At 51.3% G+C, this 20,144-nt stretch carries 10 protein-coding genes and 1 pseudogene; 3 read left to right on the top strand and 8 right to left on the bottom strand.

Annotation, left to right across the window (positions count from 1 at the left end; all coding sequences use genetic code 11):
• Window positions 1-89: 89 nt before the first annotated feature.
• Entirely contained in the window at window positions 90-2,180 is a 2,091-nt protein-coding gene (locus tag BWI97_RS04815; RefSeq protein WP_158242687.1) for a T9SS type A sorting domain-containing protein, read from the top strand.
• Window positions 2,181-2,320: 140 nt separating this feature from the next.
• On the opposite strand, the gene BWI97_RS04810 is transcribed toward BWI97_RS04815, so the two are convergent.
• From BWI97_RS04810 to BWI97_RS04785, 5 genes are all read right to left on the bottom strand, one after another.
• Window positions 2,321-3,901, bottom strand: coding sequence for a SulP family inorganic anion transporter (locus BWI97_RS04810; RefSeq protein ID WP_102200226.1), 1,581 nt, complete (start codon window positions 3,899-3,901; stop codon window positions 2,321-2,323).
• Window positions 3,902-4,124: 223 nt separating this feature from the next.
• Entirely contained in the window at window positions 4,125-5,501 is a 1,377-nt protein-coding gene (locus BWI97_RS04805; protein WP_102200225.1) for an ATP-binding protein, read from the bottom strand.
• Between the two features lie 16 nt (window positions 5,502-5,517).
• The gene (locus BWI97_RS04800) at window positions 5,518-6,201 is read right to left on the bottom strand and encodes a response regulator transcription factor (RefSeq protein ID WP_094816441.1); all 684 of its coding nucleotides are present in this window, start codon (window positions 6,199-6,201) and stop codon (window positions 5,518-5,520) included.
• 870 nt (window positions 6,202-7,071) lie between these two features.
• Window positions 7,072-12,543, bottom strand: coding sequence for an alpha-2-macroglobulin (locus BWI97_RS04790; RefSeq protein WP_102200223.1), 5,472 nt, complete (start codon window positions 12,541-12,543; stop codon window positions 7,072-7,074).
• A 119-nt stretch (window positions 12,544-12,662) separates the two neighbouring features.
• Complete coding sequence (locus tag BWI97_RS04785; protein WP_102200222.1) at window positions 12,663-13,637, bottom strand: MoxR family ATPase; 975 nt, start codon at window positions 13,635-13,637, stop codon at window positions 12,663-12,665.
• A gap of 149 nt (window positions 13,638-13,786) precedes the next feature.
• Here BWI97_RS04785 and BWI97_RS04780 point away from each other — a divergent pair, with 149 nt between their 5' ends.
• Window positions 13,787-14,509 carry an RluA family pseudouridine synthase gene (locus BWI97_RS04780; RefSeq protein WP_102200221.1) on the top strand — a complete coding sequence of 241 codons (723 nt, stop codon included), beginning with the start codon at window positions 13,787-13,789 and terminating at the stop codon, window positions 14,507-14,509.
• A gap of 83 nt (window positions 14,510-14,592) precedes the next feature.
• Here the strand turns inward: BWI97_RS04780 and ggt are convergent.
• Both ggt and BWI97_RS04770 read right to left on the bottom strand, forming a co-directional pair.
• Window positions 14,593-16,355, bottom strand: a pseudogene (ggt, locus tag BWI97_RS04775) (gamma-glutamyltransferase).
• A gap of 103 nt (window positions 16,356-16,458) precedes the next feature.
• Window positions 16,459-17,364: an NAD(P)/FAD-dependent oxidoreductase gene (locus BWI97_RS04770; protein WP_102200220.1), complete on the bottom strand. Its 906-nt coding sequence runs from the start codon at window positions 17,362-17,364 to the stop codon at window positions 16,459-16,461.
• Between the two features lie 115 nt (window positions 17,365-17,479).
• Here BWI97_RS04770 and BWI97_RS04765 point away from each other — a divergent pair, with 115 nt between their 5' ends.
• On the top strand, window positions 17,480-19,315 hold the full coding sequence (locus BWI97_RS04765) for an ABC transporter ATP-binding protein (RefSeq protein ID WP_102200219.1): 1,836 nt from the start codon (window positions 17,480-17,482) through the stop codon (window positions 19,313-19,315).
• A 78-nt stretch (window positions 19,316-19,393) separates the two neighbouring features.
• Here the strand turns inward: BWI97_RS04765 and BWI97_RS04760 are convergent, their stop codons facing one another.
• On the bottom strand, window positions 19,394-20,134 hold the full coding sequence (locus BWI97_RS04760) for a hypothetical protein (protein ID WP_102200218.1): 741 nt from the start codon (window positions 20,132-20,134) through the stop codon (window positions 19,394-19,396).
• Between the last annotated feature and the right edge of the window lie 10 nt (window positions 20,135-20,144).

Below are 20,144 nucleotides of genomic sequence, written 5' to 3'. Positions count from 1 at the left end.
ATTCCCCGGGAAGTCAAATACTTCCCCGGGGAATTTGTTTTTTTTGTAGGTATGAACCGCCACTTCGCATGAACCTAACATCAACCCATATGAAAAATTTTGTACTTAGTCTTTTCCTGCTGACCTCGGCTCTGATGAGTTGGGGCAGAAATCCGGCTAATGGATTCTTTCAAAATCCCGTTTGCCCCTTAAAAGTGGAAATAACGCCCGCGAGCGTGGGCCTTTGTGCCAGTGGGAGCGTGGTACTGACCGCGAACCCCAGTGGTACGGCGTCTTCCGGGACGTTGACGTATCAGTGGCGGAGGGGTACTCAAATTGTTGGTACGAGCCGAACCTATACGGCAACCACCGTGGGGATCTACAGCGTTACGCTTAGCCAGGGTTCCTGTAGAGCTACTGATACACTGACCATCACGTTGAATCCTACCCCCAACCTTTCCAGCATTGCGGGCGATTCGGCCCTTTGCGAGGGACAGAAAGGCAGCCTGAGTGTAACGACCTCCGGTAGCACGAGTCCCTATACGTATCAATGGAAACTTGGATCGACCGTGCTCGCCGATAAAACACCTCAGCTTTCGATTACCAAGACCGGTACGTACACCGTGACGGTAACCGATGCGAAAGGCTGTACTGCTTCCACCACGAAAACCGTACAGGAAACCAAACCCGTCCTGTATATCACCACGGCGACGAGTAAGCTCAACCTGTGTTCGGCGGATCAGGAAGGGGTAAAGATGCAGATTTTTCGGACGGAGAACTTTACGCCGGATACCTATGCCTGGAGACGCGGTACAACGGTGGTGGGGACGGGCTCTACCTTTGAAGCCAGGGACGCTGGAACGTATACCTTGCAGGCTACGGCAAAGAATGGCTGTCAGGCCGTATCCGGCAACAACATTCCAATTCAGAAGTACAACTCTCCCACTGCGTATGCCGGAGCTGACACGTCCCTGACGGGCAAAGATCGCTTTGAGCCGAAAGGCATCATTACAGCCAGAGGCGGTACGGGTCCCTATACCTACGCCTGGCAAACGTCCGCTAATACACCCGTTTATACCGTGGCCAATCCGAGCATTGGGCCTTTTAAAGGCTCTGCACAGGTTTGGCTAACGGTAACGGATCGAAATGGCTGTACGGCCCGCGATACGGCCCGAATCACCTATATTGCCTGTAAGCTAAAACTGAGTGTAACGGGGGCTGACTACCTCTGCGAGGGTCGAAGCAGTACACAGTGGACGGGGCGGGTCACCGATAGCCTGGGTGCTGTAACCTATAGCTGGCGGCAGGGATCAAGTCTCGTATTTGGCAATCGCGTAAACCTGACGAAAGAAGGAACCTACCTGATTAAAGTCGAAGATGCCCGCGGCTGCGAAGATTCGCTGAGCCGGAGTATCACCATCAAACCAACGCCTACGGTACAAATTTCCGGTGATTTGTTCTACTGCCGGGGTGGTGGAGCCTTACTACGGGCGAACCCCGCGGGTGGACAGGCTCCGTACGCCTACGAATGGAAACTCGGTACAGCAGTTGTGCCCAATGCTTCCGGTGTGCAGTTCAATGCCTCTGCTCCGGGTAATTACACAGTTACGGTTCGGGATAGCCTGGGTTGTCGGAAGGAATCGGCGGCAGTTTCTATTGTGGAGCGGGGGCAGAACATCGTTGCGAATATCGTTCCGGCTGGGAAAACTACAACCATGGTTCCCGATAGCGTCGTATTGAATGCCGTTACGGGAGCCAATTATGCCTATCAGTGGCGGAAAGACAACGCGGAAATCGCAGGAGCGACGCGGCCTCGCCTGGTACTTCGGGGTTCGCAGGCAACGGGCAATTACGTCGTAGTGGTGATTAGTGAAGGGTGCTCCGTCCCCTCTTCGCCCGTAAACGTCTGGATTGAAGGACCTACGGCCGTAGAGCCGGGTACGACCGAAGTCGCGGTGAAGGTATATCCCAACCCTTCCGCCAGTCGGGCCATTATTGAAATAAATTTACCCCAGGCCGCCGCCGCCCAGTTGCAGGTGTACACCCTGACAGGACAGCCTGTACTACATCAGCAGGATACGCAGGTACAGCATCAGCATCGCTTTGATCTGGACTTGTCAGGCGTTACGGGAGGTATGTTACTCTGGAAAGTACAAGCTGGAGCGTACGTACGGGAAGGCAAATTGATAAAGACGAACTAAGCTGTAAAACAAAAAAGGTAAAGGCTAGCAGAGCCTTTACCTTTCTACTCCTAAAAAGAAGCCCCGGATGAAAGGGCCCTTATCAAACTAACTCCTTTTCTTGTTACTCCAAAGGCTTGCGATTCTTTAGAAAGTACTGCTTAAACAGCGATTTGATGATGAAGTGATTTATTTTCGACTATGGGTTGCAGATACGTGATCTGAATATTTCGTAAATGAGCTTTCGATTCAAAACTGTTTAAAATGTTCAGCACATCGCTGTCGATATAAGAAGATCGCGTACAGTCGATTTCTACTACGCTATCATCCGGAATGGTTTCCAGAATTTCCGTAACACTGACTTTATTAAGAAAGGATACGTAATCGCCCATGCGAATGCGAATACGTTCCTGCCCGTTGACATGATAGGCATGGGTCTGGTGGGCTTTCACGTAGGTTTCCCGCAGAACGAAGAATAATCCTACGGCCAGACCGATGCCGATGCCCACTAACAAATCCGTTAGTAAAATCGCTACAACCGTCGTAACGAAAGGCAAAAACTTGAGTATACCCGCCGCATACTGCTGTCTGAAAATACTGACCCGGGAAAGTTTATAGCCCGTTACCAGTAAAATGGAAGCCAGCGAAGCCCACGGAATCCGGTTCAGTACCGACGGCAGCGTCACGACGCAAACCAGTAGTAAAGATCCGTGAATCAGAGCGGCCCGTTTGGTACGTGCTCCCGCATTCAGGCTAACCGAACTCCGGACGATGACCGAAGTCAGCGGCATACCTCCAATCAGTCCACTCACCACGTTACCGATACCCTGAGCCTTCAATTCCCGATTCGTCGGTGATTTTCGCTTGAGTGGATCTAACTCATCAATGGCTTCGATGGCCAAAAGAGCTTCCAGGCTGGCTACCATCGCAATCGACAGGGCCGAGGCATAGACCTGCGGATTATCCCAGGACGTAAAATCAGGAAACGTAAAAAGCCCAAGGAACCCCGCCACGGTTTTGGGTACGGGTAATTGGACCAGATGATTTCCCTGTAAAGCCAGCGTGGGGTTCAGGGAGGAAATCAGCATATTAATGCCAATGCCCAGCGTAACGACAACCAGGGCAGCCGGAATATTCTTTAAAACTGCATGTTGACGAAAAAGTGGCCGTTCCCAAAGAATCAGTACGCTGAGTGAAAGCAGCGAAATGAGAATGGCCGTTCCGCTAAACTGCTGGAAAGCAATCGTCAACTGCGTCAGGATGTCAAAGCCATCGGGCTGAAAAAGCGAAAAGCCTTCAGCGGCATCGGCGTCGTAGCCCACCAGATGCGGCAACTGTTTGATGATCAGAATGATACCAATCGCGGCCAGCATCCCCTTAATGACGGAGGAGGGAAAGAAATTACTAATAATCCCCGCCCGAAGAAAACCTAAACTCACCTGAATGAGTCCGGCGATAAACGTAGCCAGCAGAAACGTTGGAAAAGCCTCCAGGCGTTCCATGGTCGCCAGTACTACGACAATCAAGCCCGCCTCAGGTCCGGATATACTTAACTGAGATTTGCTGAGTAACCCAACGACCAGTCCACCCACGATCCCGGCAATGATTCCAGAAAAGAGCGGTACACCCGACGCCAGAGCAATGCCCAGACACAGCGGAACCGCCACCAGAAAGGAAACCAGGCCACCTCGCAGGTCACCCGCTATGGAAACGTCAGTCCCGTATTGAAGCTTCGTATTCATAACGGTTCGTGGTTGGAACTAGCGTTTGGGCCTATGTCAAGAGATAGTGGGAAGGCTAGTAGGTTGGATAGACGCTAAAATCATCCAATCCCGGAAATCGTAATTCCTCGTACGAGAAGGCGATTTTTTAGCCTGATACAAAGCTAGGGCATGCGGTCTCTTTCAAAATTAAGAGGCCATTAGAAGATTGTTAGAGAGTAATGAGGAGGTGATTAGAAAACGATTAGAAAAGCTTGGGTAGCTGTAACACGACAGAAGTCCCCCGGTTGAGTTCGGAGCTAACTAAGATGCGACCGTGGTGCAATTCCATGATTCGGTGGGTAAGGGGAAGCCCAATGCCGTATCCATGAATTTTCTTAACATTTTCGGCCCGGAAGAAGGGTTCGTAAATGTGTTTGAGATCCTCGGCACTAATGCCTACGCCCTGATCGGTAAAGGTGACGGTGGCTCCTTCCGTATTCACGCCCAGCGTTACTTCTACCTGCTTGTTTTGGGAAAATTTACAAGCGTTTTCCATCAAATTCAGAAATGCCGTCGTCAGCAGCGACTTGTTCCCCTTTACCAGTAACGAAGGTTGTGAAGTTGCCGTATCGCCTTCAAACGAAAAAATCATTTGATACGAGGGGTGCTTGGTGGTAAGCAGTTTGGCCGCGTCGTAGATGACTTCGTCCAGAGCGACTTCCTGAAAGGTAATGGTCGATACATCCTGATTGACCTGGGCCAGTTCCAGCAGGTTATTGGCCAGATTGTTCAACCGCCGGATGGATTCGAGTACGGTTTTCCATTTGGCCTCGTGCTCTTCTGGGGTACGGGGTTTGATCAGCGTCACTTCAATCTGGCCCGTAATGATGGTGAGCGGCGTACGTAATTCGTGCGAGGCGTTGGCTACGAAATCCCGCTGTACTTCAAAGGCCTTTTGCACGCGATCCAGCATGGAATTGAACGTCTGAGCCAGCTGGGCAATTTCATCTTCCTCTTTACCCGCTACCAGTCGCTGATTCAGGTTGAACGCCGTAATCTGTTCCACCTGCCGTACGACTTCGGAGATGGGCTGTAGGGTACGCCCGGCAAAAAACCAGCCCGAAATTCCCACCAGCGTCAGGCCGAATACGAGTCCGAAACCCAGAATAGTCCGCAAGTGCCTCATCTCCGTAAGCCCGTATTCATCGTAAGCCGAGGCAATGATGATGAATTCCTTGCTGTCGTAGCGATACGTTAACCCAACAATTTCCCGCTGCCCGTATCGAACGAACACCTCGCCCTTTTGCCGCACCCGCTCCAGCAAATGAAGCTGGTCGGCCAGACGGTCGGGCCGGTTGTCACTTTCGTAAACAATCTGATTTTTGGAATTATAGACAATGATCTGTTCTTCAGGCAAAGAGGTCAAATTATTTCGCTCAAAAAGCTTTAACAGCTGGGCGTCGATTTTTTCCTCTTCAATGAGCAGACGTGCCGTCGTTTTGGCCTTGTCGCTGAGGCGTAGGTAAAAATCCTTTTGCCGGAAGTACTCCGAAGTGAAGTACACGACCGACGAAAACAAAATCAGATTGGCCGCTACAATCAACAGGAAGGTTAATGATAGTTTGGATCTGATTTTCATAGGGATAGAGGGTAAACTAGTCTTCGGTCTCCTGCATGATGTAACCGATGCCGCTGATGGTATGAATCAGTTTGGGCGAAAAATCCTTGTCAATTTTCTTACGAAGGTAATTGACGTATACATCAACCACGTTCGTGCCCGTATCAAAATTTACATCCCATACCTTTTCCGCAATTTCACTGCGGGACAAAGCCCGGTTCTGGTTTTTCATGAAAAACTCCAGTAAAGCCAGCTCGCGGGCAGTCAGGTTAATCTTGTGATTATCCCGCTTCACCGTTTTGCTTTTCTGGTTGTATTCCAGATTCGCCAGTTTCAGCACCACGGCTTCAGCCGGTACGGACAGTCGGCGGCGGTTGAGTGCCCGGAGGCGGGCCATCAGTTCCCGAAATTCGAATGGTTTCACCAGGTAATCATCGGCCCCGGCATCAAAACCCGTCAGGACGTTTTCGGTAGTACCAAAAGCCGTGAGCATCAGAATGGACACATTCTCGTAGCGATCCCGAATGATCTTGCACAGTTCGAAGCCATTCATGATGGGTAGATTCACGTCCAGAATCACTGTACCGTATTCCTGTTCTTTCAGCAGTTGCTGAGCTTTCAAGGCGTCCTCGGCTACGTCCGCTTCCAGACCGTAATCTTCCAGGCCACTTTTGATGAAAGAAGCGACTTCGTGCTCATCTTCGACAATCAGGATTTTCATTTCCGCAGGAGATTAGGCTACGAAAGTACGGATTGACGGGTGAAGATGGAAATTAGAGGAGGAAGGACTAGTTCTTGGCGGTTCGCTTGCTGGTGCTTAGCATGGCTATCGCCTGTACTAAAGCTTTTTGCAAAAGTGATACACCAATCCGGGGAAGAATTACACGATGAATGTAGTGGTTGGTGACGTTATGCTGACACTAGCAACGGCAGAAACAAATCAATTGCAGGAAATTTATTGATTTAGTATGATCCGAATAGACTGCAATGCGTCTGTATATGGATCCTTACTCCATAAGCGACCCCATTCGTGATGCAGATTGTGCCCTATTACAATAATGGATTCACATTCAGGATCAATCTGAATAACGAAAGATTTAGAACCATTTTCATAACAAGCGAATGAATCACTCTCGTAAAAAGTCATGGAATCCTCTCTGCGTTTTTTGTGAAAAGTCAGTTTCAGAAATGATTCGGGAAGCTCCTGTTTTAATTGCAAGTAAAAGTCACTTAAAAAACCTGTGTATCTTTCTTCGAATTCTTCATATGTTTCTTCATCAAAAACGCACTGAGAGCAGCCATACAGTTCCATAAACACATCTTAAATTTTGTGGGTATAAAATTTAATTATAAGATAAGCTCTTATTTTTATCATTAGCTGTATTCAGCAAAGCGTTACCACTAATGATCGTTTGTACTAAAGACCTTATAAATGTAATACAATAATCAGAGGAAGAACTACAGGATGAATGCAGTTCCCCCCGTTGTTAGTGTGTAGCGTAGCGTTACCAGCAGCAACCGATGCAAATCAAAGCCTCCGAAAATCTTGAATTTTCGGAGGCTTCATTACTAATAAAACGCTTACCAAAACCTACTCCACCACTACAGTCCCACCCCCCGAATAACTCCGGTACTCTCCGTTGTACATCGCATCGGCAGAGACGGGGCCTGCCGTAAAGCGTCCTTTGGAGACGGCTCGGGCCAGGTAATAAAACGTTTTGGGTTGAGCCGAAACGCTGGTGAAATAATGAATCCGGTCATCCCGCAGGTCGAAATGGTCGGGAATGGATTGGTTTTTGACCCAGCTCAGTTCGCGTTCGGGCGTAAGGCGGGGGTTCTCAATTTCCAGTCCGGCGGGTAACATATCGGTTACAACCACATTATCGACGGGCAGGCCATTTTGCGAGCGTACCGTCACTTTCACCACAATCAGTTGATTCTGCTGTAAGGCTCCCGAAAGAGGTTTACCATTTCGGTCCAGGTATTGTTTGCGTACCTCCAGTACCTGATCGGTTGCCGCAATGGTACCGCTACGGCTTAAGCCTTCCGCTTCGGCGAAATAATACAGCGAACCTTTGCCCGTGGCGGTAATTGTGGCAGGCTGATCCAGACCTTTGCTGAGCAGCAAATCTTTGCCACTAAACGTTTCCAGTACTTTCCCATTACTCAAAATGCGGGCCGTTACCGACGACTGAGCCGCCTTACGAGCCAGCTTGCCGAGAGCCAGCAGAGCGAAACTTTCTTCCTGCGTAGAAAGCCAGGGAGCCTGTTTCACCGCTGCTGAAAGTTGCCGGGCCAGACCCGGAATCTGTCTATTGGCCGGGTCGGTTTCCAGCAGTGTATTCAGAACCAGAGCCTGATTCCGAATAGGGCTGGAGAAACTGCCCCCCGTTTCCCGCTCCTGTTGTTCGGGACGGAAATTGGCGGGAAGTAAGGAGGCTTTGCTGCCTTCATCACCCACCGTACCGAAAGCCGCCGCCAACAGGTATCGCCTCTCGGAAGTCAGCAGGGCGGGGTTCGCTTTGTAATAGTTCATCACTGCCCGGTTTGGTTTCCCGGCCAGGCTGAGTACGTAGAGGCTGTAAACGGTTTCACGTTTCGCCCGCGTTCGGGTGGTTACGCTGCCGTCTTCGTTAGTTTGGGCTGTCTTTTCAGTGGCCTGCTTGCTGACCTGCTGGTTGAGAAAATCAAGAGCCTTGCTCAAGGTAGCGGGGTTGATTTCGTACCCGGCTTTCTGGGCTTCGAGCATGAAATGAACCGCGTATGCCGTCGTCCACCAATCTTCGCGTTGGCCCGCCTGCCACATCGAGAAACCGCCGTTGAAGAGTTGCAACGTCTCAATTTTATGTAAGGCTGCTGTAATGTTAGTCGTTGGGTTAAGGTCCGAAGTTCCCGTTTTTAGGTACGGTTTTCGTCCCGATTGCAAGGTTTTAACCAGCTCGGCGAGGTACAATTGAGGGAAAGCCACGGATACCGTCTGCTCCAAACAGCCATAAGGATACTGCAACAGGCGGTTTAAAGGATCGGCCAGCGACACCAGCGGCGAACGACTTACCCGTAGTGAGGCTTTAACGGTACCCGGCACCAGCTCTCCAACATTCAGCGGAACGGCGGCCGTTTGTCCGCCATTTACTACGCCCGAAACGGACGTTTTCACTAGTCCTACGCTGGGCCGTACCGTCAGATCAATCTCTTCACTAAACGTTTCGCCCAGACCTTTCACGCGTACCACCACTTTACCCGTACCGATGGTCTGAGCGGCTTTCACCGAAAATACGGCCCGTCCTTCCTGGTCGGCAGCAATCGAGATGGATTGCGGAGCGGTACTGGTATTCTGCAAGGCTCCCGTCGTTTGGAGAGTAGCGGTTACCTGAGCCAGTTTTTTCGTGGTGTTGGTAATGCTGACGGGTACGGTCAGCTCGTCGTTTGGACTGGCGAAACGGGGGAGGGCCGTACTGATCACCAGCGGATCGGCCACTTTCATGTTTTTGGAAGCCGAGCCGAAAGCTTTGTCTTTGTAGGCTACCGCCATGATGCGTAAGTCGCCCGAAAACTGCGGAATATCTACCGAAAATTCCGCCTCGCCGCTGCCGTTAGTAGTCAGTATGCCGCTCCAGAGAGCGACGAGCTTCACCCGGCCATTCGCCAGTGGATTGATGCGTTTTTCCATACTAAACCCATCGCCCCCCACCGAGCTACGCGAACGAATACTTAGCTCCGGGTGCAGATAGGCGTAGAGGTCGAATCCGCCTACTTCCAGGGCTCGTTTCTGGTAGAAAAAGCCGTAAGGATCGGGAGATTTGTAGTTTTTAAGTTGAAGAATGCCTTCGTCCACCACGGCTAGCGTTACCTGGGCACGGCCTTCGGTTTTCACCCGAATGGTCTGTTTGGTTTTCGAACGCGACTGCTCAATCGCCGTAATCGTTACGGGCAACTGGCGGTTGGGCTGACCAACCATCACTGGAGCGTAGCCGTGAGCCACCGTCAGCGGCAGGTCGGCATCGTCCATAGGGCGGAAGAGCGTCGCCGAGACGTACACGTTGGGTAGGTGTTCTTCCCCGATGGAGAATTGCAGTTCGGCCGATTTCTCGTCGGTATCCAGCAGGTGGTGTTCCAGTACCCGGTTTCGTTCCACCGTCACCAGCAGTTTTCCCGCGAAAGGGGTTTTGAAAAGCACTTTTGCTTTATCGCCGACCTCGTAGCGGGCTTTGTCGAACGTCATTTCGACCTGTCCTTCGTTGTTTACCTCAAAGGCGGTACTGCTGGTTTGCCCGCGACCGTAGGCGTAAAATTCCTGGCTCGTCCAGTTGCGGGAGCCCGTGCGATGCAGGCGAATTTCGTACTCGCCCGAAGTCGCCGGAGCATAACTGACCGAAGCCCGGCCTTTGGCAAAAGTGACCTCCCGCGTAAACACGACTTTGGATTGTCGTTTGGAAGAATACTTCATCGAACCGTCCGTATTCTTTTCAATGACGGTCTGGTATTCGTGTTTCACAATGTCAATCTGCCCGGTGGCCGTTACAGGCTGTCCGGCCGCATTCAAAGCCACGAGCGGCATGGTCACGGGAGCGTTGGTACCGACGTAGGTATCCGGTAGCCCGATGCCGTACAGAACGGGTTGGGTTTGAATTGTAAAACGCTGGAGTCGGTTCACGGGTCGCCCGGTTTCGTCAAATACGGTCACAAAAGTCTGGGCTTCGAGCAATCCCATATCCTGCCAGGTAGCGGGGAGTACGAAACGCTCGCTGGCGAGTCCGGTAGCATCGGTTTTGCCCTGCCGTACCTGATTGTCGAATTTGGTCTGATCGGGAATATCGAAAACGAAACCTTCGTATCCTTTGGGTCGGAATAGCTGACGTTTCACCTGCAACTCCATTTCGTAGTTCCGGTCGGCGGCGGGTGGGCCAAACAGGTTGGTAGCCGTCGCCGTAACCGGGGCCGTTTCCCCGGAACGGTAGCTTTCTTTGGGCGTACGGACGTCTACCTTAATACGATCCGGCATGAATTCTTCCACCGAAATGGCCTGCGAAGTCAGAAGTACATCGTTGGCATTCAGTACTTCCAGCTGATAGGTGCCCGTTAGCGTAGCCGTTTCCAGCGGAATGTCCTGAGCTACGGCTCCTTCGGTGTTGGTGGTGAGTCGCAGCGTACGATACTCTTTCCCGTTCGGCATCAGCAAGCGTACTTTCAGCGGAATTTCACCCGGCGTTTCCCAGGTCTGTTTGCGGACCACTACGTTGAAATGTAGCGTTTCGCCGGGTCGGTAAATGGTCCGGTCGCCGTACAGAAAAGCCTCGAAACCCGACGCATTATCGCGTTTGCCCTCTACTTCGAAGCGGCTGGTTTGTACCTGCGTATCTTCCAGAAACAGATAATTGAAGTCCTCGTCGGTACGGGCCGTAATGAGGGCCGTCGTAAAGTCCGATTCCTTTAAATCCTTGAATACGGCCAGTCCTTTGGAGTCCGTAGCAATGGTTTGCAGCGTCTGGTTATTGGATGAAACCAGATTCACCTGTACATTTTTCAGCGGTTCGGTCGTCCGGATGGAGTGGGCAAAGACCAGAAATTCGTCGCCGGACTGTTTGCCAATCAGGCCAATATCCGAGATGCTGACCAGCTTGGTAGCGTTATGGTAGTACTCGTCGTTGGAATTCAGCGAGACCAGATAAATGCCCCGGAAGGAATTGGTCGGGTCGGGCAGACTCAGGTTGAGTAAGGAAACCCCGCCCGTTTTGGGTAAATCCTCCGTTTCAATCGTTTTGTTTACGACGATGTCGGAGTACGTACCGCCGTCTTCCGAGTACACGTACCCCTGCTCCGATCCGTTGCCCTCGCTGTCGTAGCGGTAATCGCGATAGCGGTTGTTACGGAGGTAACTGAGGATATTGTTTTCGTAAATCTTGGCAATCCGTACCTGTACTTTCGGAATATTCGTAATGTTGACCGCCACGTTGCGATGGCCTTTGGACGTCAGGTACACCGCTTTCTTATGCACAAATTCCAGGCCGGCGGGCATTCTTCCAAAGTACAAATCCTTGGTATATGCTTCGCTCAGCGAAGGCCCGAGTACGCCGCGTAGCTGGCTGTTGAGGGTCAGGGTGTAGGTATCCGTTTCGTTAAAGTCCCCGCGAATGAGGAGCCCGTTTTCCAGTAACTCAGGTTGCGTTTGCAGCGAAGTCGTCTTCGTTTTTACTGGAATCGGATTGCCCAGCGTATCGTATTCAACGGTAGCGGGGGGAGCAGTACTGCTGATGAGCTGATACGCCGCTGCCAGATTTTCCGGGTTCAGTTCCTGCGTAGTAATGACCTTGATGAACCCGCGATTATTTTCAAAGCCCGTTTCTACGCGTACGATTTCCAGCGTTTTCGGATCAGGCAGCGTCGTTTGTAGCTCGGTGGTTTCTTTGGTTTTAAAGGTAGTATTGGCTACCGGAAGTCCCGATTCCAGCTTCAGATCCAGGGGTTTAGCTTCCTGAACGCCCGACAAGGTAAGGGGTACGGTACTAGCCACGCCGTTCTGTCCGATACTAAAGCCGACTTTCTGATCCTTTTCGCTGACGGTCAGTTTGGTACCCACTTCACCGCCCGATACCGGGTAATTGAAATGCAGTTTTAGCTTCGCTACGGCCTGATGGCCCGTACGTGAGCGGGTCCAGTACGCTTCCGTTTCTTTTACCTCCAGATAAGGCGTATGGAAGGTGAGTTTATCAGACGAAACGCCCAGGGATTTGTCCTTGGCCTGCGTCAGGATTTTGTCGGAAAGCCGGGCCTGATACTCGGTGGCGGGCTGGAAGGAAGACGTCGGCGAAAACACCAGTTCATTTTTCCCTACCCACTTGAAACGACCCGGAATGGCAGGTTCGAATTCAACGAATTTAGTACTTTGCCAGATGCCCAGTTCAGCTTCCGGTACGAGGTCTTTATTGAAGGTAAAAACCAGATTTTGAGCCAGTTGAATTTCGTCTTCAAAATTGGTAGCCCGCACGACGACTTCGTTGAGCTTCGAACAGGTAGAAAACAGGACGGCCAGAGCCAGCAGCCCAAACACGCGGAAGCCACGCATAGTAAAAGAAAATTTGATTGAAGTGTTGATACTGCTCCCAATAACGGAAGGAATCCTGGAAAATTGGAAAGAAAGAAAAAAGCCGTTACCGGATGCGTTCGGTAACGGCAAATGGTGTATTAGCGAGGCACTTCTACTTTCTTGAGAATCTGTTCGATGATGGCATCGGGCGTGGTGCCTTCCATTTCTTTTTCGGGCGTCAGGATGAGGCGATGCCGTAACACCGGAAGGGCCAGTTCCTGTACATCTTCGGGCGTAACGAAATCCCGTCCCCGCAAGGCTGCCAGGGCTTTGGAGGCATTGAGTAGAGCTACCGAGGCCCGGGGCGAAGCTCCCAGGTACAGAAACTTCGAAGTGCGGGTTTCGTGAACCAGTTGAGCGATGTAACTAAGGACTTTATCTTCAATCACAATCTGACGGACTTTTTCGCGTAAGGTCGTCAGTTGTTGCCGCGATAAAACGGCCTGGATGGCCTCTACGGCGTCCGTATTGGAGCGGCGTTCGTGGTGACCGCGAAGGATTTCCGTTTCCTGATCCAGCGTGGGATACTGCACGATGATCTTGAAAAGAAAACGATCCAGCTGGGCTTCGGGCAGTCGATAGGTACCTTCCTGCTCAATGGGGTTTTGCGTCGCCAGCACCAGAAAGGGAGCTGACATCGGGTAGGTTTGTCCGGCGTTGGTGACCTGCCGTTCTTCCATGACCTCAAACAAAGCCGATTGCGTTTTGGCCGGAGCCCGGTTGATTTCGTCAATCAGCACGATATTCGAGAAAATCGGACCGGGTTTGAACTCGAACTCGGAAACTTTAGGATTGAATACCGAAGTACCCAGTACGTCCGAAGGCATCAAGTCGGGCGTAAACTGAATCCGGTTGAAATCGACCGAAATGGTTTTGGCCAGTAACTTGGCCGTCAGCGTTTTGGCTACACCGGGTACGCCTTCAATCAGTACGTGACCATCGGCAAAGAGGGCCGTCAGCAGTAGATCAATCATGGCGTGCTGGCCCACAATTACTTTTCCTACTTCCGTGCGAATATCAGCGACGGTCTGGTACAGTTCACTTAAGTCAATTCGAGATTCAAAGGCATCCATGGATTCACGCGTTCAGGCTCTCAAAATACGGCAAAATCTGCATTTGTACCGCAAAGCCCTGAATTAAAGGCGGTGGAATTGCTCGCAAGTCATTCATTAACTCCTTTCCAAAGCCAGTGAAGCCGGTTTAAAATGCGTATCTTTGCGGCATGAAGCCACTGGATTTTAAGGATTTAATTATTTTCGAGAACGAAGATTTCATCGTCATCAATAAACCGCCTTACATCGCGTCGCTCGACGAACGGCAGGCGGATAATACCCTCAGTATTTTACGATTAGCCAAAGCCTACAGCGACGACGCCCAGTTGTGTCACCGGCTCGATAAGGAAACCTCGGGTGTACTAGCCATTGCCAAGAATCCGGAAGCGTATCGGCATTTGTCGATGCAGTTCGAGCACCGCGAAACGGTAAAACGTTACCATGCGGTGGTGAATGGTGTCCATAATTTTCAAGGGGAATCGGTATATCTGCCCATTCTGGCTCTGCCCCGCGATGGAGTCGTGAAAATTGACCGGGCCAAGGGGAAGGAAGCCGAAACCATTTTCTTTACCCTGAAAGCGTATCGGCAGTATACCATCGTGGAATGTCTACCCATTACGGGCCGGATGCACCAGATCCGTATTCACCTGACTTGCCTGAAAGCCCCCATTGTAGCGGATTCAACCTATGGCGGAAAACCGGTTTACCTGTCACAACTCAAGCGGAAATTCAATCTGAAAAAAGATACCGACGAACAACCGCTCATGAAACGGGTAGCCCTGCACGCATATTCGCTGACGTTCAATTTGCTGAACGGTGAAGAAGTAAAGATTGAAGCTCCGTACCCGAAAGACTTTGAGGTACTGGTCAAGCAACTGGAAAAGAACGGCTAAGTAGAGAGTGATAGAAAAAGAAAAGGCTTCCGTAACGGAAGCCTTTATTATGGCCTCATGACTAGTCCGAAGAGTGGGGCAAGTTACCAGCCGATACTCGTATTATCCGCCCGGGGATCGGAACCGCCTTCCAGCCGACCATCCGGTAAAACCAGAATACAGTCCATGCGGCCCAGGGTGCCGGTTTGCGGTTCAATGGCGTAGCCTTTTGCTTTGAGAGCGTTCAGTACTTTATCCGAAAAAGCTCCCCGTTCGAAGGTCGTACGGTCGGGCAGCCACTGGTGGTGAAACTTGAGAGCATTAACCGCTTCCTGCATACTCATTCCGTGGTCAATGACGTTCAGAATGGTCTGGAAAACGCTGGTGATGATGGTCGAGCCACCGGGCGTACCTACAACCATGAACAATTTGCCGTCTTTTTCCACAATCGTTGGTGTCATACTGGAAAGCATCCGTTTGCCCGGCTGTACGGAATTGGCTTCGGAACCTACCAGTCCGAATACGTTTGGTACGCCCGGTTTTACGGCGAAGTCTTCCATCTCATCGTTCATCAGAAAACCAGCTCCACCCACTACGACCCGACTTCCGTAGCCATTGTTAATCGTGGTTGTGATGGATACCGCATTGCCTTCGGTATCAACGACGGAGAAGTGCGTTGTTTCGTTGCTTTCGTAGCCGGGAATGGCTCCGCCCGCAATGGCCTGGGAATCGCTGGCTTTCGCCCAGTTGAAATCACTCCAGCGTTTTTGTAAGTAAGTGGAGTCGAGTAGTTCGTTCACCGGAACTTTGAAGAAATCCGGGTCACCAAGCCATTTGGCCCGATCAGCGTACACGCGGCGTTCGGCTTCAATCATGACCTGCGTGGTCGAGTCAGAATGCCAGCCCCAGCGTTTCAAAGGAAAAGGTTCTACCATTTTTAGCAATTGCACCAGTGCAATACCGCCCGAAGAGGTGGGCGGCATGGAAATGACTTTGTGCCCCCGGTACGTACCCGTAATGGGCGTTCGCCAGGCGGAATGATACGCATCAAGGTCTTTCTGGACAATGGGAGCTTTCGCTACGGCCATTTCCTGAATTAGCAAGCGGGCCGTTTCGCCCTCGTAAAACCCGCCCGGCCTTTTTCCTGAATGCGGCGGAGGGTCTTTCCTAAATCCATCTGGACAAAAAGATCACCCATTTTCCAGGTGGTATCGGCTCCGGCTTTCAGGTAATAGGTTTTTCCGGGATTGTACTTCTTGATATCGGAACGGACGCGGTTGAGGCCCTTGGCTTCATTTTCGGTAAGTACAACGCCTTTTTCGGCCAGCTCAATGGCGGGTTGAATGACGTCCTTCCAGGGAAGTTTACCAAATTTCCGATGAGCTTCCACCATGCCATCTACCGAACCCGGCACGCCACTCGCCGAATGCCCTAACCAGGCCATATTGGGAATAACATTGCCGAGTGAGTCCAGGTACATATCCCGGTAGGCGGCGGCGGGAGCTTTTTCCCGAAAATCCAGTGAGTAACTCTGTCCGTCTTTTGACCGAAACACCATAAAGCCACCGCCTCCCAGGTTTCCGGCCCAGGGAAAGGCTACGGCCAGAGCGAAAAACGTACCTACGGCGGCATCAACGGCATTGCCGCCCTTTTTCATAATTGCCGCTCCCACCCGCGAGGCTTCCGGGTGAGCCGCAGCCACCATGACGTGCTTTTCAAAAACACCCTTTTTGGTGTAGACGATAGGCTGGGCGTTAGGATCGTCCGTAATAAATTCATAGGCTCCTTTACTGATTTTCGGCGTGCTTTTTCGGCAGGCAACCGTCAATAGGAGCAGGGAGAGAAAGGCCAGGGAAAGATATCGCATCGGGAACAAGGTTTATAGTCTGGAAAATAGCGAATCCAGCGTAAAAAGGAATGAAACCCGCTTAAAATCTCGTGAAGTCAGGTCAGTAATGATGCTTTTTTTCCTACGCCAGTGGCTCTTCCTCGTGCATCAGGTCATGGTGGATATACGCCCCAGCCGTAGTACCCGAACCCGTTGCGACGGATACGGCCCGAAAGGCGTGGGCGGCGTCTCCCGCCGCAAAGACACCCGGTACCGTAGTCCGTTGAAAAGCATCCACCTGGAGGTAGCCATCTTCGGTCAATTGACAGCCTAATTGTTCGTGCAGGTCCGTAGCAAAACTGAAAGGGGTACGCACGAAGAGCGTTGGAAAATCCGTGGTTAGTCCGTTTTTGAAAACGATGGTTTTCAGTTGTCCCGCTTCGTGCCGGAATTCCTGAATTTCATCCTCAATCACTGGAATGCCGTGCTTTTTGAGCTTGGTGCAATCATCCTCGGGCAATTCGCAGGGACCATCCGTGAAGACGTGCAGGTCTTTTGACCAGTTGCTCAGTAACCGGACAAAGTCATACGTTACGCCGCTGTTGCTCAAAATGCCGATGGGTGAATTACGCACTTCGTAACCGTGGCAGTAGGGGCAGTGGATGATGGACGTACCCCAGCATTCCGCAAAGCCGGGAATGGGCCGCATCTGATCCGAAACCCCCGTGGCCAGTAGGACGGTTCGACCCGTATACGTATCGCCTGATTCCGTTCGTACTTCAAAACCATTGCTAAGTTTCTGAGCTTTAATGGCTTTGTCCGCCTGAAAGGTAACGGTATCGTACTGCAGGACTTGTTCTTTGGCCAGGGTACGGATCTGATTGGGCGATTGCCCGTCGTGCGTAATGAAATTGTGGGCCCGTGGGGTCTGACGGTTGCAGGGCTCGCCGCTGTCAATGATGAGCACCTTTCGCAGCGAACGACCCAGGGTCATGGCCGCCGAAAGGCCAGCATAACTGCCCCCTATAATAATGGTATCAAAAGTCATGTCAAAGGAATTAGAAAGACTAGCTCGATCGCCAAAAAAGCTGTACTAGGAAAGGAGCAAAACTCCAGGATTGGCCTGGGATTTTTTTGAGGCATTCGGATGTTATCCCTGTACAATGGCAAGAAAACGTAATACTGAAACTTCTGAACATCAACCTTCCTTTCGCGAACGATTTGCGGCTTTGCGAAATCTGCCTGCGTTCTTCCGGCAAATCTGGCAAACGAGTCCTTCCCTGACGATTCTGAATTTTGTTTTACGACTGATTCGCTCAACCGTACCGACGGCTACGCTGTACGTGGGCAAACTCATTGTCGATGAAGTCATACGGCTAGCGAATGCCCACAGCTCTGATTTGACGCACTTGTGGACCTTAGTCGCGATTGAGTTTGGACTGGCCATCGGAAGTGATCTTCTAAGCCGGGGAATTAACCTCAGCGAGAGCCTACTGGGTGACTGGTACGCTCATCAAACTTCCGTCCGGCTGATGCAACACGCCGCTACGCTGGATCTGGCCCAGTTTGAAAACGCGACTTTTTACGATAAACTCGAACGAGCCCGGCAACAGACGGCGGGGCGTACACAACTGCTCTCCCAAACCTTTTCACAGGTACAGGATCTGTTGACGATTGCCTCCCTGGCCATTGGGCTGATCAGTTTTGCTCCCTGGTTGTTACTGTTGTTACTCGTCGCCGTGATTCCTTCGTTTCTGGGTGAACTGCACTTCAACGCAAAAAGTTATTCGCTCCTCTACGGCTGGACGCCCCAACGCCGTGAACTGGATTACTACCGTTACCTCGGGGCCAGCGACGATACGGCGAAGGAAGTAAAACTATTCGGGCTGTCCGATTTTCTGATTAATCGCTACCGGACGCTTTCGGAGCAGTATTTCCACGAAAACCGGAAGCTCGCTCTGGAGCGGGCGAGCTGGGGCAGTTTGCTGCTGGCCATTGGTACGGTGGGCTATTACGCCGCGTATGGCTACATGATTTTCCAGACCGTACAGGGTCGCGTTACGCTGGGTGATCTGACCTTTCTGGCGGGTTCGTTTCGGCAGGTACGGAGTTTGCTGGAAGGCATTCTGGGACGGTTCAATAGTATTTCCCAGGGAGCTTTGTATCTGAAAGATCTCTTTGAATTCTTCGAAATCCAGCCGCAGATTGTATCGCCCGTATCGCCCCGACCGTTCCCGGTACCCATTCGCGAAGGCTTTGTTTTTGAAGGCGTAGGGTTCAAGTATCACAACTCAGAAAAGTGGGCCGTTCGCAATCTGAGCTTTCATTTGCGAGCCGGAGAAAAACTGGCTTTAGTCGGCGAAAATGGAGCCGGGAAAACAACGTTAGTAAAACTGCTGGGCCGTTTATACGATCCGGATGAGGGACGTATTCTCCTCGATGGCTATGATTTAAAAGCCTACAATCTGGAAGAACTCCGTACGCATATCGGCGTCATTTTTCAGGATTACCTACGCTTTCAGTTTTCGGCGGGAGATAACATTGCCGTCGGCGACATCGTTGAACGGGAGAATCTGCCCGCTCTGGAACGAGCCGCTGAAGATAGTCTGGCCGATGCCGTGATTGCGGGCTTACCGCTGGGCTACGAACAGCCGCTGGGCCGTCGGTTTTCGGGCGGGGTAGAATTATCGGGCGGTCAGTGGCAGAAAGTAGCTCTGGCCCGGGCGTACCTCCGCGAAGCCGATCTGCTGATTCTGGATGAACCGACTTCCGCTTTGGACGCTCGGGCCGAATACGAAGTTTTCCAGCGTTTCGCAGAATTGACCAAAGGAAAAACGGCAGTACTGATTTCGCACCGATTCAGTACCGTTCGCATGGCTGATCGTATTCTGGTACTGGAAGGGGGTAAGGTCTTGGAAATGGGTACGCACGAAGAGTTGCTGGCCCAGCAGGGGCGGTACGCGGAGTTGTTCGAATTACAGGCCGAAGGCTATCGTTAAGAATCCTGTAAGCAAAGAGGTCCTGCTGGCTATACTCAGCGGGACCTCTTTTTATCTATAGATACTGGGAACTGTACTTTAAAGCTGGTTGTAGTACGCAAACAGTTTAGTCAGATCTGATGGATCGCGGAAGCTGATTTTGTTCGTTTTGATATACGCCTCTATCGCAGCCTGTTGATCCTGCATGAGAGCCAAAATGGTTTTTTTGCCGGGATTCAGTCGAGACGCTTTTCCCTGCGAAATCACGTAGTAGTCGCTGGTTAGTTCAATTCGAGTGTTTTTTTCACCCGTTCCAAACGCCGTATTGTAATTAGGTTTGATCGTTTTTGTTCGGTGATGTTTGGCCAGTTGCAGGCGACCGGGGGCAAGCAGTTCGTAAAATCCCGTTACGGTTTCATCCGTTTGAAACTGTCGGGTATTGATGAAACGCATGGATTGCGTGCCCTGATTCAGGGTAAAGTACTTGAGCTGATTCCCCGGAATAACCCGAATGTCCCGGCGTGCTTCATTAGCGAGTACTTCCACTTCATTTTCGTAAATGTTGTACCGCATTTGTATACCACCGATGCTGTCAGATGCCGTTTTTTTATCGTCCAGCAAACCCTGATTCAGCTTAACACTGCCCGTATGCCAAAGCGTATCCAGGTAAATTTCACCCAGGATGGTACGCGAGGCCGGAGCACTTCCCCACAAAACGCTATTGAAATTATTATGACCGCTGCCCATGTTGATCCGCTCCTTGGAGACGTCAGAAAGCTGGTTTTGGGCCTGCGTAGTATAGGCAAGCAGTAGCACAAAGCTCAATCGCAGGAAATGCATATGCAGGGAA

Origin of the sequence: Siphonobacter sp. BAB-5405 (genome assembly GCF_002872335.1) — a bacterium.
Lineage (GTDB): Bacteria > Bacteroidota > Bacteroidia > Cytophagales > Spirosomataceae > Siphonobacter.
This window is presented reverse-complemented; position numbering and strand designations above follow the sequence as displayed.